The organism is Methylomicrobium sp. Wu6, from assembly GCF_035916875.1.
GTDB lineage: Bacteria > Pseudomonadota > Gammaproteobacteria > Methylococcales > Methylomonadaceae > Methylomicrobium.
Genome location: NZ_JAXUHN010000085.1, coordinates 128,146 through 144,331, shown reverse-complemented (window position 1 = coordinate 144,331; position 16,186 = coordinate 128,146). Strand labels below are relative to the sequence as shown.

General features: G+C 49.7%; 12 protein-coding genes and 1 pseudogene. 1 reads left to right on the top strand and 12 read right to left on the bottom strand.

The features are described from left to right. Window positions 1–502: 502 nt before the first annotated feature. Window positions 503–1,285: a polyphosphate kinase 2 gene (ppk2, locus tag U2W12_RS14045; protein ID WP_326501320.1), complete on the top strand. Its 783-nt coding sequence runs from the start codon at window positions 503–505 to the stop codon at window positions 1,283–1,285. Between the two features lie 38 nt (window positions 1,286–1,323). On the opposite strand, the gene U2W12_RS14040 is transcribed toward ppk2, so the two are convergent. From U2W12_RS14040 to atpD, 12 genes and pseudogenes are all read right to left on the bottom strand, one after another. Continuing rightward, on the bottom strand, window positions 1,324–1,689 hold the full coding sequence (locus U2W12_RS14040; RefSeq protein WP_326501319.1) for a hypothetical protein: 366 nt from the start codon (window positions 1,687–1,689) through the stop codon (window positions 1,324–1,326). A gap of 585 nt (window positions 1,690–2,274) precedes the next feature. Beyond that, window positions 2,275–2,742: a hypothetical protein gene (locus U2W12_RS14035; protein WP_326501318.1), complete on the bottom strand. Its 468-nt coding sequence runs from the start codon at window positions 2,740–2,742 to the stop codon at window positions 2,275–2,277. Window positions 2,743–3,595: 853 nt separating this feature from the next. Then, window positions 3,596–4,683, bottom strand: a pseudogene (locus tag U2W12_RS14030) (IS5 family transposase); the annotation flags it as partial. A gap of 358 nt (window positions 4,684–5,041) precedes the next feature. Then, entirely contained in the window at window positions 5,042–7,009 is a 1,968-nt protein-coding gene (locus U2W12_RS14025; protein ID WP_326501317.1) for a DEAD/DEAH box helicase family protein, read from the bottom strand. Between the two features lie 388 nt (window positions 7,010–7,397). Then, the gene (locus U2W12_RS14020; RefSeq protein ID WP_326501316.1) at window positions 7,398–7,988 is read right to left on the bottom strand and encodes a hypothetical protein; all 591 of its coding nucleotides are present in this window, start codon (window positions 7,986–7,988) and stop codon (window positions 7,398–7,400) included. A 631-nt stretch (window positions 7,989–8,619) separates the two neighbouring features. Then, complete coding sequence (locus U2W12_RS14015) at window positions 8,620–9,159, bottom strand: hypothetical protein (protein WP_326501315.1); 540 nt, start codon at window positions 9,157–9,159, stop codon at window positions 8,620–8,622. A 137-nt stretch (window positions 9,160–9,296) separates the two neighbouring features. Beyond that, window positions 9,297–9,833, bottom strand: coding sequence for a hypothetical protein (locus U2W12_RS14010; RefSeq protein WP_326501314.1), 537 nt, complete (start codon window positions 9,831–9,833; stop codon window positions 9,297–9,299). A gap of 8 nt (window positions 9,834–9,841) precedes the next feature. Further along, window positions 9,842–10,624: a TIGR04255 family protein gene (locus tag U2W12_RS14005; RefSeq protein ID WP_326501313.1), complete on the bottom strand. Its 783-nt coding sequence runs from the start codon at window positions 10,622–10,624 to the stop codon at window positions 9,842–9,844. A 275-nt stretch (window positions 10,625–10,899) separates the two neighbouring features. Beyond that, entirely contained in the window at window positions 10,900–12,729 is a 1,830-nt protein-coding gene (gene glmS, locus U2W12_RS14000; protein ID WP_326501312.1) for a glutamine--fructose-6-phosphate transaminase (isomerizing), read from the bottom strand. Between the two features lies 1 nt (window position 12,730). Further along, window positions 12,731–14,101 carry a bifunctional UDP-N-acetylglucosamine diphosphorylase/glucosamine-1-phosphate N-acetyltransferase GlmU gene (glmU, locus tag U2W12_RS13995; protein WP_326501311.1) on the bottom strand — a complete coding sequence of 457 codons (1,371 nt, stop codon included), beginning with the start codon at window positions 14,099–14,101 and terminating at the stop codon, window positions 12,731–12,733. A gap of 211 nt (window positions 14,102–14,312) precedes the next feature. Beyond that, window positions 14,313–14,735, bottom strand: a complete 423-nt coding sequence (locus U2W12_RS13990) for a F0F1 ATP synthase subunit epsilon (protein WP_326501310.1) — start codon at window positions 14,733–14,735, stop codon at window positions 14,313–14,315. Between the two features lie 18 nt (window positions 14,736–14,753). Continuing rightward, complete coding sequence (gene atpD, locus U2W12_RS13985) at window positions 14,754–16,157, bottom strand: F0F1 ATP synthase subunit beta (RefSeq protein WP_326501309.1); 1,404 nt, start codon at window positions 16,155–16,157, stop codon at window positions 14,754–14,756. Between the last annotated feature and the right edge of the window lie 29 nt (window positions 16,158–16,186).

The window sequence follows — 16,186 nt, the reverse complement described above, 5'->3', positions numbered from 1 at the left end:
GCAAACATGCGTCATCGTTTTCTGATAGTTCTAATCGGGCAACCCTTGCCAACTCTGTTTCCTGCTGGTTCTAAAAAGCTTTTAGTTTAACGCCAATCAACTTTCTGCGAGGCACTTAGTCACTCGCATGCTAATTCTATTGGCACCGGCTTCAGGAGGGCATAAAAACAGCACCAATAGCCTGAATCGGTCTTCAATTTTCTGAAGTCCCTGTACCAGTCTATTTGTCAGATGATCCAGTCCATAGCGAAAGCTCGACTGATTGATCCGGCAGCTCGTTTGGAGTGCGATTAAACGGAGATCGCCGCTGGGTAGTGGTCTTATCTTTGGTGCAGGTGGTGAGCGAGATGGCGGTGGCGCCATCGGTGTAAAACGGCCATCAAAATTGTCTAATTAGTAATATTAAAAGATTGCGTGCTATTGAAATTTCCCTTGGTAAATTTCGACGCTCTTTACTGGGAAATTTTCAACACCTTTGAGACTCCCTACCACCGGACGCACTATGAACAAGAAAAACACCCGAAAAATCCAGAAGCAAGACTACAATAGCACTTTGCAACAACTGCAGGTAGAACTGGTTAAACTTCAAAGTCACATCATCAAAAATAATGACAAGATTTTAATCATCTTTGAAGGTCGAGATGCGAGTGGGAAAGACGGTACCATCAAACGTATTATTCAGCATCTAAGTCCGCGTGAAACTCGGGTGGTTGCGTTGGGCAAACCATCCGATCGCGACCTCAGTACCTGGTATTTTCAACGCTACACCTCGCATTTGCCCGCCGCTCAAGAAATGGTATTGTTCAATCGCAGTTGGTACAACCGCGCGGGTGTGGAGCGGGTTATGGGATTCTGCAGCGATGAGGAATACCACGAGTTTATCGAAACCGTGGCACTTTACGAGCAATTGCTCGTGCGATCAGGGATCAGGCTGCTGAAATATTATTTGGACATCAGCGAAACCGAGCAGAAAAGGCGTCTGAAAGCACGAGAACAAGATCCTCTGAATCAATGGAAATCCAGCCCCATCGACAAAGCCGCGCCAAAATATTGGCCTCAGTACAGCGAGGCTCGTAACATCATGTTTGCCAGAACCCATCATTTAACAGCACCGTGGACGGTTGTCAGGGCCGACGATAAAGAGGCGGCTCGAATCAATATCATCAAGGACATGTTGTTTCGGCTTGATTACAAGGGCAAGGAAGAAGCACTGATACTGCCGGATAGCAACATTATTTTTAACTATGAAGAAGCTTACCTCCTTAACGGCATGATTGCGCATTAGGGCCTTCCGCCCTTGCCGAAATAAAACGACTTAAAATATCAAGTCTTCTGATTATTGATAGATTTGCCATCAGTCAATGCATACCAGCCAATGGTGATCCTGTAGACCATCCACGCCACTGTTGCAGGCAGGATAAAAATACCGAGACCCATGCCAAAAGTAAATCCAGACAATGCAAACCCTGCCAAGGCTATCCAAGCGGTTTTGATTTGCCAGTCGAAATGAGATTCCAGCCATGTCCCTTGCACTTGATTTCGCTTGTAGAAGTTAATCGCCACACCCACCAGCAATGGCAAACCTGCAAGCATGAAGGTCAGTATCTGGCATAGGTAAACCGTGGCCGCCAGTCTTTTTAATGCTTGTAATTCCTCTGTGCCTTTTTGTTCAGTCGATATATCATTCATAAAAGTACCTGCTGGTTAAGTTTTTGTTGATCGAATGGGGCGCGAACTCTCGGTTTTAAGCTATTTTCACCTCCCGGCAGTATCGGCACGGATATCAGGCATCTAACTCAGATTAGTTTTGTGGCTGGATTCGCGTTGCCGTTTCTTGCAGAGCCTGAAATAACGCGCGTCCATACGCAGATATTATTTCAATCATAGAGAGTGCCATAATTCACAAATTGATAAGTACCTCTCTTTACGGAAGCTAACACGTAGTAATCGGATTCCGCAAGGCCAATTAGGATTTGACTGGCTGCAAGCGAAACTGCTCCGAGATATTATTGCGCAAATCGCGTTGAGGCATTTTCATTATCGCTGCCATAGGATTCGAGCGGATTCCAACGGAACCGCCACCACGACTCGTTGAGGCTTCACTCGCTCCTAAATAGCAAAAATTTCTGGAAAATTTAGGCTCTCTTTTTTCTTAAACTGGCAAACTCTGTTCGCTTTTTAACTGTGTAAAGAAATTGTGGCGATGGCAATGCCTCAGCCAAGCGGTCATTTCCCCCTTTCGGTAAACGTCGAAGGCAAGATTGCCGAGTGATCTTACTTCCGGTTTTCATGGCGAAGAGATTGGGCATGTCCAGTCACGCCGAACGTGAAGAATACGATGACTCCCTGGGCAAAAATGCAGGCTTGGGCTATCTGTAGCCCATAAGGAATGGGGGTTATGCTTAGGAGCAAGGCCAGCACAACCAACGACGGCACTAAACCAAAAACAATAATCATCGCGATTACAAAGACAGGTTGCTCTGCTCCAGATGGTTTTGAATTCGCGAAACCAGAAACAACTTTAATGATGGTTTGCCCAAATAGTACTGCCGAGCCAAATGATAATTCTGGAGTTTGAATCAGTGCGAATAGCGATTTGCCAACGCTTACGTCAACAATTGAGATCACTACCAGGGGAAGCACGATAAACAGCAAATCGCCAAAAATTGCATACGTAGCGGCTTTTCGATTAATCCTATGGACTTCAACAAGGTTGATATCTAAGGGTGGGTCTTTATTCATTTTCTACCTTCTGGCGCTTTAGCGAGCGGCCGGTTTGTTTCGAGCTGCATGAGACCGGATTAGCTGGCCGTTATGCCGAATGAGTGGGGGAGACAGGCTTCGCCTATCACGAGATTTGATGCGCAGGTTTTGGGAGATGCCTAAGCGTTATTGCCGGAAAACGCGTGGGCAAGAGATTGTAAAAACAAATGTTTTTACAATCTCCACTATACGCTGTTGCCGCTGATGCGTCAGAATTTTTTGCAATCGCAGGTAAGCTGGTGAGTGTAGACCACTTTGTTAATTACTGTTTTTGTTTTTTGAAGATTTGTGACAAATCCAACATTGGTTTGCTTGAATAAACTTGATCTATCAAATTTTTAAACCAATAAGGACGAAATAGCAAAATATATATGGCAGTTAAAGTCGTAATGGGTATCGGTTGAATTTCGATTAAAGCGAGAAGCAGCAAGCCAACTAGGCACAAAAAGCGGATAAAGTAATATTTTTTTAGAGGGGGCATTTCGAGTTTTCTTAAAGTTGGTATTGGTACATTTTATCAGCCTCCCCCCCTTTACTCACTGGACCGGATAACAAGTCGTATATGATCCCCGTCTATCATCCCTGATTGCCACTTTCTAGGCAATAAATGCTGGAATTCTTTCAGGACATTAACAGGCTGCTGAAATTTACCCTCATGCCTTCGGCTGCAAACCCTTTTTTTGACTTATTTTTAGCGCTGGAAGCCAGATCAGCCCTGAAATTGCAGTTTTAGCCGGTATTCGGTGCCTCTCTTAAGGCTTATTTCCGCCTTTCGGCGGGCAGCAGGGTACGAACGCCTAGGCGGTCGAATACTGCCAGACGAAAAGCTACTCAAGCGTGTCAAATTATAGGCGGCGAAGGTGAACACAGCTTGCGCTGCCACCTTCTTCAAGCCGCGGAATTTCGTTTGGCGAAGCCCGCCGACGATCTTCGATCAGCCGAAGACTTCTTCGACCCGCTTGCGAATTTTAAGGCTGGTCCGGTAGCCGGCGTGCCGCGCGGTACGCCGGTCAATCGCCGAGTCTTTGGCTTTTTGCGCGACATGCGGCGTCACTTGGCGTTCGCGCACTTGTGCCCCAGAGGGTATCGCCGCCACGAAATCCTTCGTATCATAACCCCCTTGTACCCTCTGGGGCATAAATCCGCCTCGAGCGTGGCGCCTGATGCTGTGCTTCGCCATGGCTTTGGCCGCGTCCCGTTCCGCCGTGCCGGTGGCGTGCGTCACATCCGCGTCGACTACCAAGCCGTTGCAGTTTGCCATCAGCACATGGCCCATGAAACATAATTGCGATTTATCTCCTTCGCTTTTCTTGTAGCGGCTAACATCCGGGACGACCGTCGAGGCGTGTGTGTCGTTCGAACGTTTCTCGCCTTTGAAATTGACCGACGGATTACGGCTCTGATCCTCCGGCGGCGGGGTTCCGCCATCTTTGTTCACAAAACTTTTCATCGATGCCCAGGCCTTAATCAGCGTACCGTCTACCGAGAAATGCTCGTCGGATACGGGTTCTTTCCATTCAGCCAGCAACAGCACCCGCTCGAAAAATAATCGGCTCATCCGTTCGTTCAGCAATCGGTCGCGATTAGCGCTGAACGTGGAGTGGTCCCATACCTCGTCATCCATCGTTAACCCTACAAACCAGCGGTACAGCAAATTGAAATCGATATGCTCCACCAGCTGCCGCTCGGAGCGTATCGAAAACAAGACTTGCAGCAAACTGGCGCGGAGCAGGCGCTCCGGCGGAACCGAGTCCCGGCCGCTACGGGCATAAAGGGCATCGAACTCCGCATTCAAGGTGGTCAGGTCAGCAACATATCAACCACCACCCGGAGTTTCTACAGGGGATGGTGCTTGGGTATCCGTGCTTCGAGGGTTCGATAGCTGAACAGTTCTTCTTGGGTAATGTCGGCGCCGCGCATGATCAGAAAATATCCAGCATGGTAGGTTTAACTAAAACTATTTTAACCTATATAACAATGCCCTAGGGTGTTATAACGCATTTCAACCAACGAATTCATGCGGCTTTCAGAGGTGAGAAAATCAACAGCCTGTTAACCTAAATTTCAGAACTATATTATGTAGAACCAACCAGTCAGTGGTTCTTCATAATATAGTTCTGAAAAATATGAACATACTTTTCAAGGCTTAGACACGTTAGTGTGTTTACTAAAAAATGAAGTAAAGTTCTGAAAAATCGTTCCCAAATCTTTTAACTAAAGAGGGTAATTTTAATAAAGTTCAGAATAAAGCTGCCATTCATTTCTAGAAGCTGCATCATTATTTTAATGCCGATTGATCGGTTATTCGGTAGCCCATCGCCCGATATCCGCGTTGACGCTTGTCCCACATTCGCAGTAGCGTCGGGTGCCCAGTGTCGACGAAATCGATAATCCGCACGTCAGTTTTAGTTGCATGTTCACGGTGTAATCGGCCAGCGTATTGCTGTAAGGTGCCCTTCCATGAAATCGGCATTGCCAACACCAGCGTATCCAGCGGAGGATGATCGAAGCCTTCACCAACCAACTTTCCAGTGACTAACAGAACCCGAGGTTCATCGGGTGGTAGCTCATCAAGCGCCTTAATTAAAGTGGCTCTCTGTTTTTTCCGCATTCGCCCGTGCAGCACAAAGGGCGGTGGTATCTTCCCAGTCAACGCAGCTAAGATGGCATCCAGATGATCAGTCCGCTCGGTGAGTACCAATACCTTTCGGCCCAGATTAAAGGCTGCAGCAATTTCGCTAGCAATCGCCGTTGTTCGCTCTTCATCATTTACAATGTGACGAAACACATCCTGAATGGCAGCTTCCTGTGGTAGATCGATTGTTTTGTAAATCATCTGTGGCAGGACTTCCAGATCGCTCGGCGCATTCAGTGGCTTGGCTGCCGTATATCGGATAGGTCCGCATTGCATGAAGATGATTGGCTGTTGACCATCCCGGCGTACGGGGGTGGCGGTAAGACCTAATACATATTTCGCCTTGACCCGCTTCAAAATAGCATCGAACGAAGCTGCCCCGACATGGTGGCACTCATCGACAATGACATGTCCGTAGTTTTCTACCAATGGATTGACCTCACCCTGCCGAGACAATGATTGCATCACCGCAACATCGAGTTTACCCGTCGGCTTGGCCTTGCCTCCACCAATGGTTCCAACAACACCCTTGCCCACGCCCAAGAACGACTGCAGCCGTTCCTGCCATTGTTTGAGAAGTTCGGTACGATGCACCAAAATTAGCGTATTGACACCGCGTCGGGCAATCAACGCTGCTGCTGTGACCGTTTTACCAAACGCAGTTGGAGCGCAGAGCACACCGGCAGGGTGCTGCAACATTTCGGTGACTGCAGCCTCTTGATCGGAGCGCAATGTCCCAGCGAAAGCAATGTCGATTGATTGCCCCTCAAAGCGCTTATCTCGTAAATCGCATTGAATACCGTTTTCCTTCAGTAAGTTCTGTGCTGCATCCAGGCAACCGCGCGGCAGTGCAATGTGGTTTGGGTAATTTTCAGCGCAGCCTATGACGCGTGGTTTATCCCATACCGGGAACCGCATAGCCTGTGCTTTATAGAATTCGGGGTTTTGGAAGGCGGCAAGACGGATTAGGCGGTTTGCCAGTGGTTGGGGAAGTTCGGCTTTTTCGAAATAAACGAGATTGGCTAGCGTGACTGTCAGCAAATTTGGCATCGGTCCGACGAGTTTCGCGTTTTGAACATCGGACCGCTTCCATGGCTCTTTATGATCTTCCTGGTCAATAAAAGTCACATCCAAAGGATGCGCATTACCCATCGCTCGCAAAATGGTCGGCTCAATATCAGTTACTGGCATCGATCGGATGGCAGCTAAAAATCCCCACTGATCAGGATATGGCTTTAAAGCGCCGTCTACGAACACACTAAACCCATTCTCACGCGGTTTCTTCTGCAATGGCAGTGCAATCAGATTGCCAAAGCCACCTTTAGGCATCGCATCCTGGTTGGGAAACAGCCGGTCGTAGGACGTCAGCTTCAATTGCCGAGTTCGGGAACAGGTATGACTGATGATAGCAGTGCCTAGACGGCGGGCGTCGCGGGCAAAAACGTTACCTGCGAAGAAAATCCAGACATGAGCACCCTTGCCAGAACGCGAGATTTCGAGAGCAGCCGGAACGCCAAGCTCATGACAAGACTGGACAAAGGCCTGTGCATCCTCTTGCCAGTCAGCCTCATCAAAGTCGACTGCTAAAAAATAACAAGTGTCGTCCGCCATAAGCGGGTAAACACCAAGCGTGTGCTCACCTGAAAGATGATTGTAAATGACGGCATCGGATAACGAACTCAGCTGACGAATACCACAATCCTAGCATTTAATACGAGGCTTATGACAGATGCCAGCGCGCCACTCATTCGCGCAAGCAGGCGTGTAGCCTGACTTGCCGGTTGATTTACTTTCCCAGCGCACTGGATAAACATCAGAACGCCCCCGAAACAATCGACGAAACAGCGCTACCTTTTCCTAAGTGGTCAGCGTTGATGATTCCGGTCCTGGCGAAACGATTGGAGGTGACTCTGGCGATAAGCGCCACTCTATGCCATGAGCCTCGAGTAGCGCGATTAAACGCGTATTTTCTGCCCGAAGGTCGGCCAAAGAATCAAGCTTAGTCGTCGATCCCATATTCGGACAACAGGCTGCTCATATCATCACCCACACCCCAGCCGATATTCTGACCCTGTGCGCAGACTTGCTCAAGCCGCTCGATAAACGACTGGCGTTTCGTCTCTGGCAGAACCATCACATATTTCAATGCTTGCTCGAACATTCGCACCACGGCATCGAAATAACCTTCGTCGTCCATGCCGCAATAACCTAAAAAGACAAAAACTTCCTCGCAATAAAATACTGCCAGTTCAGCCAGCCCTTCAGGCTGCCCCACCGCCTTTTTGTAATCGGTGATTGCCTTTTTGGCCTTGGCTACAGAGATGGTTTGATTGCTGCGCATCACATCAGGGCATATCCAGCGGGAGATGGCCGTCTTATAAGGCTTGAGTACATCATCCCCAAGTCCAAAGCGGGCATGCAGAAAGGTTTGATTGTCCTTGCTAGCGGCATACAAGTCATGAACTATACCGGGCAACCCCACTCGGTCAAAGTCTGACAATTTAGATTTGATGTCGCTCCAGGAAGGCTTGGCTTCTTTGTCTATCTTGTTCATTTTAGAGGGGGATAGCATCAGTAGATCATACGCCATGATCAAGCTGTATTCTTTTACCGGATCATTTGCATTGCGTGTGGGTCTTGGCGCCCAGTGATGCCGATTTCAGTACTCGATGACGTTTAATTAAAAGTGGATTTTTCGAGCACTTCCCAAAACCGAACGCCGATCTAAAGTACGTACAGCAATAGGAGAGCGTGGGATATGGCAAATCTTCCGCTCACGCTCCTTGCCTACATCCCTGTAGGTAACGGCATTAATGGTATATTTTATCCGCGATGATTCTGATTATGAACATCATGTGGATTACGAACATGTGAACCCTCTGAAGCATGGCCATATCAATCATGTGACTGGCCATATTCTACCTTTATCGATAGGTGGCGAAGGACCTTTATCCACTCGATTGGGCAATGTTAATTCTTCGGTTGCTGGCGATAATAACATTCCTCCGATTATGCAATGCTAATCGGGCCTACGTGCTGTGCGAATTGGATTGTTTTTGCCCGCAGCTTAACCGGCAAAATCCGGCCAATTCTTGTCATTCGTTAATAACCAAAAGCAGCTAAATAAACGTCAGCGTTAATTTAGACTACTGACGTTCACTAGAGTATGACGATCTCCTTGCGTTCTTTGGATATCCAACACCAAGGGTCTGTCCATATTCTCATTTTATTAAGGAGATGCCAAGACGAGTCTTCCTTAAAGGTGGAAGAGGGAGCTCACCTATATGCGCCTGTAAAGTGTGGCGTAGGCAGGCCAAATCCTCGCTAATTGCTTGTTCTTCGGCGTCATACTCGGCCTGTGTTATCAAGCCAGCTTTGAGCTTTCCAGCAACCGCTTTTAGTAGAAGTTCCTGCTGTTCAATTTCCGCAGTAAATACGCGAACAGTTGCTAATGTACCAAGCCGGTACTGAACTCTAGCATCGTCGTTTAATTGCAGCAGCTCCTCAGTGTGCTCTCCATAAGGCGTTCGCGCCTCAACCTTACCTGTTTTGGCATTGAAACGAAGATGCGCGGCCATCTCATGGTCGCAGGGGTTTACAACGTAAGGCCCGAGTTTTTCGTCAAGCGGCCAATCATTGTTCTTTCGACAATTGCAGTTACCGCAGCAATAATACAAATTCTCATAGTCGCAAACTAGTTTTGCGAAACGAGGTATACCCTTTGGTTTGTAATGATCAACACCAAAGTTTAGATTTGGCACGCTACTGTCAGGTTGGCGACAGTACACACATACACGCGAAAACTCTGCTTGCAGGTAACGCTTGTACGATTGGTAGCGCTTGAACTGCCGTGGTGAAAGTTTTCGCTTGTGTTTGCTTTTAGGGTACTGAAATACCGTCACAGTTTAGAGGGAATTCCGAGACGCTTCGCGCGTTCTTCGCGAGCTGTGCGGATGCGGGCTAACTGAGCATTTGCATCCTCTAAGGCGGTTACTTGCTCTTTAGATATGAGTGGCGCGCGCTCCGAGAGGCGACTATTGAGAATTTCCAATCGGGCCAAGATCTCCGACGACTGGGTGCCGCTTGCATACTTGGCCACCATCAATCTCACACGTTGTTTAGCGATTTGATCGATTTCTATACTTGGCGGTGGTACAACGACATCTGAATTGTGAGAATGTACAGACTCATTTAGGGTAGGAGTTGGTTCTGTGGACGGTGCTAACTGCTGCATCGGAGGCGCGGTCTGCGCAAGCGGTCCTTTTGTGGCGGCGAATAAATCGACAGCCTTAGTCTCTGCGGTTACGAATGCAGTTTGGTTTGTCAGTACTTCCCTTTTTGGTCTGCTTTGCTCGAGCGTCCTTGACTGAAAAGGTGCGATATTGGTCGCAACTACCGGATTAATATATGGCGTATGGTCTATGTAGAAATCCATGATTGCACTCAGGCTCTTTTCTGGCTACTTTCAGTTGACAAATATTCACGAGCTTTGGGGCCTATTGCCCAGTCGAAGACATCAAATACTTGTGCGTGCATTGCGTCTAAGGCCTCCCCTGTGTTGCTAAGTTGTATTTCATTTCGGAATACGTCAATGTCTAACAAGTACTGGGGAATCGTCTCCCCTGCGGCTTGTTTTTGTTTCAAGACTATGCCGTGTTGCAACAAACATCCGCCGTCATCCGTCATAAGCTGAAGCTTTCCAGCGTATTCATGAATCCCTTTGAAGCATCCTGAAAGAAGAGGGCCAACGAGTTCAGGATTCACCCACCCAAGCACTGGATTGGTATCGCTGTCGATTATATTAATATAACGTAGACCAATCCGGGTGAAGAAGTCTGAATCGATAATCTTGGACGCAGCCTCGACGATGCCTAAAACTCTTTCTCTCATATGCGCATAGTCACTGTATGCAGTAGTTTCTACTGAAAGGGCGCTCTGTTTCAGAGATACTGTCCAAGTAAGCTTTGCCGATCGGAATATATGAGTGTGAGTATTGTTTGAGCTGTTACCCCCAATCCTCAAGCTAACCTCATTCGCTAATTCAAGGTGCGGGTATTCCTTCCTCAGCGCTTTGACGAAGGCGGCCGGAGGACGTGGTTCGCCAAGCTCCATTAACGTCGGAAAACGAAGCTCGCAAACTGCTTGATGTAAGAAGTTGCGCTTGTATTGGTCGACATTCTCAGAACGAATAGTCACTAAGGAGTCTGCATTCCAACTTGATGTCATACTGTTCTCAAGGAGTACGAGGAGGATTGTTTTAAATTTATTTGAATTCTGCCATACACTAACCGATTAGTCCATCTGAAGAATTTTCTATTGTCAATTTGACTGAGTGACAGCGTAAAACCACATATCAGAGGGATGTCTACACTGAAGTCGAATGTCTCTTATGGGTCGATTTCTGTCTGTATGAAACCAACATCATTATTTTGATGGTTAATGGCCACTAAGATTTACGACTTTATTATCACGAAACAACGGGGTAGCCCTCTCTTATCGCATTATTCCACAGTGACCGACTTCGCCAAGTTTCTTGGCTGATCGACATCGGTACCTTTCAACACCGCGACATGGTAGGCCAGAAGCTGCAACGGAATAGTGAACACGATAGGCGCAATTTCGTTTTCGACTTTGGGAATTTTGATGTACTGCACATTACCGTCATGAGCCGGAACCAGCGTTTCGTCCATGAACACGATCAATTGACCTCCGCGGGCGCTGACTTCCTGCATGTTAGACTTCAATTTTTCGAGTAGGCTGTTGTTCGGTGCGACAGTGATTACCGGCATGTCGGCGTCGATCAGAGCCAAGGGGCCATGCTTTAACTCACCAGCAGGGTAGGCTTCGGCGTGGATGTACGATATTTCTTTCAGTTTCAGCGCGCCTTCCATCGCAATCGGATATTGCGAGCCCCGGCCGAGAAACAGCGCGTGTTCCTTTTCCGCGAATTGTTCGGCAAGTTCCTTGATCTGATCGCCCAGCTCCAGCACTTTTTCGATTTTGCCTGGCAGGCCGAACAATTCCGAAGTAATTTTTTCTTCCAGTGTGTTCGGCAATTGAAAGCGGCGGCCGATCGCGATCACCATCATCATTAGCATCGCCAATTGGGTCGTGAAGGCCTTGGTCGAGGCAACGCCAATTTCGGGACCGGCGCGTGTCATCAACGCCAGATCGGATTCCCTAACCAAAGAACTTTCCGGTGCGTTGCAGATCACTACCGAATATTTGGCGCCCTGCGTCTTCGCTTCCTGCAGCGCGGCGAGCGTATCGGCTGTCTCGCCCGATTGCGAGATTGTGATGATCAGCGTGTCCGGGGTCAGCACCGGACGCCGGTAACGGAACTCGCTGGCAACCTCTATGTCGCAAGGCACGCGCGCCAGTCTTTCGAACCAGTAGCGCGCGACCAATCCGGCGTGATAGCTGGTGCCGCAGGCCAGAATTTGTACCGATTTAACCTGATCGAAAATTTCGCTGGCGTTATGCCCGAATGAATTTTCCTGCAGGCGGTGATTCACGAAATGTCCTTCCAGCGTTTGCATAATCGCGAGAGGCTGTTCGTAAATTTCCTTCAGCATGTAATGGCGATAGTTGCCTTTATCGACAGCATCGGCCTTCAGCTGGCTTTCCTTGACCGGCCTCTCGACGATGTTGTCTTCGGCATCGTAGATGACCAATCGGTCGATTTGCAGAGCAGCAATATCGCCGTCTTCGAGAAAGATGAACCGCTGGGTAACCGGCAACAAGGCCGCCACATCCGAGGCAATGAAATATTCGCCGATGCCGATACCGATCACCAACGGGCTACCTTTCCGGCAAGCGACCAAGAGATTCGGATTGACTGTGCTGATGATGCCGAGCGCGTAGGCGCCCTCGAGTTTTTTGACCGTTTGCTTGACCGCATTCAACAAATCGTCCGACGTCGCAAGCGCGCGATCGATCTCATGCACAATCACTTCGGTGTCGGTTTCGGAGGTAAATTCGTAGCCGCACTGCTTTTGTTCGATGCGCAAATTTTCGTGGTTTTCGATGATGCCGTTGTGAACTACCGCGACCCTGTTACGGCTGACATGCGGATGCGCGTTCGCGGTGCTCGGTTTGCCGTGCGTCGCCCAACGCGTATGCGCGATGCCGATCGAGCCGAACATTGGATCGGCTTGGATCGATTCTTCCAGGCCTTTGACCTTTCCGACCTCGCGTTTCCGCCGGATGCTGCGGTCTTCGATCACTGCGAGTCCGGCCGAATCATAGCCGCGGTATTCGAGCCGCCGTAACCCTTCGAGTAAGATCGGAACCACGTTCCGCTCTGCAATTCCACCTACGATGCCGCACATATCAATTTTCCTTTTTTACGGGCCGTTGCCAACCGGATACTGAAATCTGTTTCGCCCTGGACAATGTCAGCTGATTTTCAGGACTGTCACGGGTAATTGTTGAACCGGCGCCGATCGTTGCATTATTGCCGATCGTGACCGGCGCGATCAATTGCGTATCGGAACCGATGAAGGCGCCGTCGCCGATCACGGTTTTGAATTTGTTCACGCCATCGTAATTGCAAGTGATCGTGCCGGCGCCGATATTGACTTTACTACCGACCGTGCTGTCGCCGATATAGCTCAGGTGATTGATTTTGGAACCGTCGGCGACTGTGGATTTTTTGATCTCGACAAAGTTGCCGATATGCACATTTTCCGCCAGGATCGTTTCAGGGCGCAGTCGCGCAAAAGGTCCAATCCGACTGCCCTGGCCTATCACCGCATTCTCGATCACACAGTTCGGCAAAATTTCGACATTGTCTTCGATTACCGAGTCTTTGATCCGACAATTCGCGCCGACTCTGACGTTATTGCCGATCCGGTTTCTGCCCTCAAGAATCACATTGATGTCGATTTCAATGTCCTGGCCCAGAGCATCGATAGAGCCCCTGAGGTCGAAGCGCGCCGGGTCATAGAGCGTGACCCCTTGCGTCATCAAAGCTTTGGACTGTTCATTTTGATACACCCGCTCCAGATGGCTCAATTGATTCCGGTCGTTCACGCCGAGCACTTCATCCTCGGTTTCCGGCTGGCTCGTCACGACCGCAACCTGTTCGGAGACAGCCATTTCGATGATGTCGGTCAGATAATATTCACCTTGGGCGTTATGGTTTTTCAGTTTTCCGAGCCATTTTTTCAACTGCGCGCCCTGCACTGCCATGATGCCGGTGTTCACTTCGCGGATTTTCTTCTCAGACTCGGTCGCGTCTTTTTCTTCAACGATCCTGGTCACCCAACCGGCGTCGTTTCGGACAATTCTGCCGTAACCTTTGGGATTGTCAAGCGTGACTGTCAACAAGGCCAGTGAATTTTCGCTGACATTTGCGAGCAATTTTTGCACCGTGGATTGTTTTAGTAATGGGACATCGCCATACAAAATCAATACGGCATCTCCGTCTTTGATCTGGTCGGCAACCTGCTGTACCGCATGGCCGGTACCGAGCTGCTGTTTTTGCTCGAACCATGCGACATCAATGTCTTTCAATGTATCGAGAACGCGTTCGGCGCCATGACCGTAAACGATCAGAATTCGGTTGTTTTCCAGCGAATGACTCATGTCATAAACATGGCGAAGCAGCGGTCTTCCAGCGATTTTGTGTAAGACTTTCGGCAGCTCCGAGCGCATCCGGGTACCTTTGCCGGCGGCGAGAATGATGGTGGTCAGATTCATTGCAATTGTCCTGCGGACATTCGGTTAGATAATCGAATATCGTAAAAAGTTATAAGTTTAGGGCGTAAATTATGGGGCTACTTGAGTCGTTTTGACACCGCTAATTATGGCTAATAAATAGTAGTCATGTTGAAAAATAAAAAAGCCCGATAACGATATTAGCGCTATCGGGCTTTTTTATGTGTTCTCGCAGAAGCGCTTTGCTGGACGGTTAACCGCCGCGCTTTCTGAGCCGCTCCAGAGTGCGAAGCTGCATGATCGCCTGCGCGAGTTGCGCTTGCGCGGTCGCATAGTCGAGTTTTCCGGTCTTGTCGGCGAGCGCTTCCTCGGCTCTGGCTTTGGCCTGCAGTGCCGCCGCTTCGTCGATATCCTTGGCGCGGATCGCCGTATCGGCCAGGACCGTGACCAGATGCGGTTGCACTTCCAGAATGCCGCCCGAAATATAGTACGGAAGGCTTTCCTTGTCGTTGATCTTGACTCTGACCTCGCCGGGATTCAGCCTGGTGATCATCGGCGCGTGCCGCGGCGCGATGCCGACCTCGCCCATTTCGGCCGGTGCAAACACCATTTCGGCGGTACCGGAGAAGATTTCCTTTTCGGCGCTGACGATATCTACGTGTACGGTCATGACCATGATATTTCCTGTAAAAAATTAAGCTTTCAGGCTTTTCGCTTTTTCGAGCGCTTCGTCGATCGTGCCGACCATGTAGAACGCCTGTTCAGGAATCGAGTCGTATTCGCCATCGATGATGCCCTTGAAACCGGCGATGGTGTCTTTCAGCGACACGTATTTGCCTGGCGATCCGGTGAACACTTCCGCCACAAAGAACGGTTGCGACAGGAAACGCTGAATCTTACGCGCCCGTGCCACAGTCAACTTGTCTTCTTCGGACAACTCGTCCATACCCAGAATCGCGATGATGTCGCGCAATTCCTTGTAGCGTTGCAGGATGCTTTGCACCTTACGCGCCACATAGTAGTGCTCCTGCCCGATCACCAGAGGGTCCAGCTGACGGCTGGTCGAGTCGAGCGGATCAATTGCAGGGTAGATACCCAGCTCGGCGATTTGCCGCGACAATACGACCGTCGCGTCCAAGTGCGCGAAGGTAGTGGCTGGTGACGGGTCGGTCAAGTCGTCCGCAGGCACGTAAACGGCCTGGATCGAGGTGATCGAACCGGTCTTGGTCGAGGTGATCCGTTCCTGCAATACGCCCATTTCTTCCGCCAGGGTCGGCTGATAACCTACCGCGGACGGCATCCGGCCGAGCAACGCCGATACTTCGGTACCGGCCAGGGTGTAACGGTAGATGTTGTCGACAAAGAACAAGACGTCGCGGCCTTCGTCACGGAAATATTCCGCCATCGTCAGACCGGTCAAGGCGACGCGCAGACGGTTTCCCGGCGGCTCGTTCATCTGGCCGTAAACCATTGCTACTTTGGATTGTGTCAGGTCTTCCGCATTAATAACGCCTGCTTCCTGCATTTCGTGGTAGAAATCGTTACCTTCACGAGTCCGCTCGCCCACCCCTGCAAATACCGACAAGCCGGAATGCGCGGTCGCAATGTTATTGATCAATTCCATCATGTTCACGGTCTTGCCGACGCCGGCGCCGCCGAACAAGCCGACCTTGCCGCCTTTCGAGAACGGGCAGATCAGATCGATGACCTTGATGCCGGTTTCCAGCAGTTCGTTTCCAGCCGCTTGATCGGCATAGCTCGGCGCTTCGCGGTGAATACCCCAGGAAGTCTTTTCGCCGATCGGACCTCTTTCGTCGATCGGTTGACCAAGCACGTTCATGATCCGGCCCAGGGTCTCCAGACCGACCGGCACCGAAATTGGCGCTTTGGTATTGGTCACATTCATACCGCGGCTCAAGCCGTCGGTGCTACCCATTGCAATCGTTCTGGCCACGCCGTCGCCCAATTGCTGCTGAACTTCCAACACCAGACCGACGCCTTCGACATTCAGTGCGTCATAAACTTTGGGCAGTTCTTCGCGTGAAAATTCCACGTCGACGACCGCGCCGATAATTTGTACGATTTTACCCGAACTCATTGAGTTTTCCTCTTATTTGTCTCGCTTTT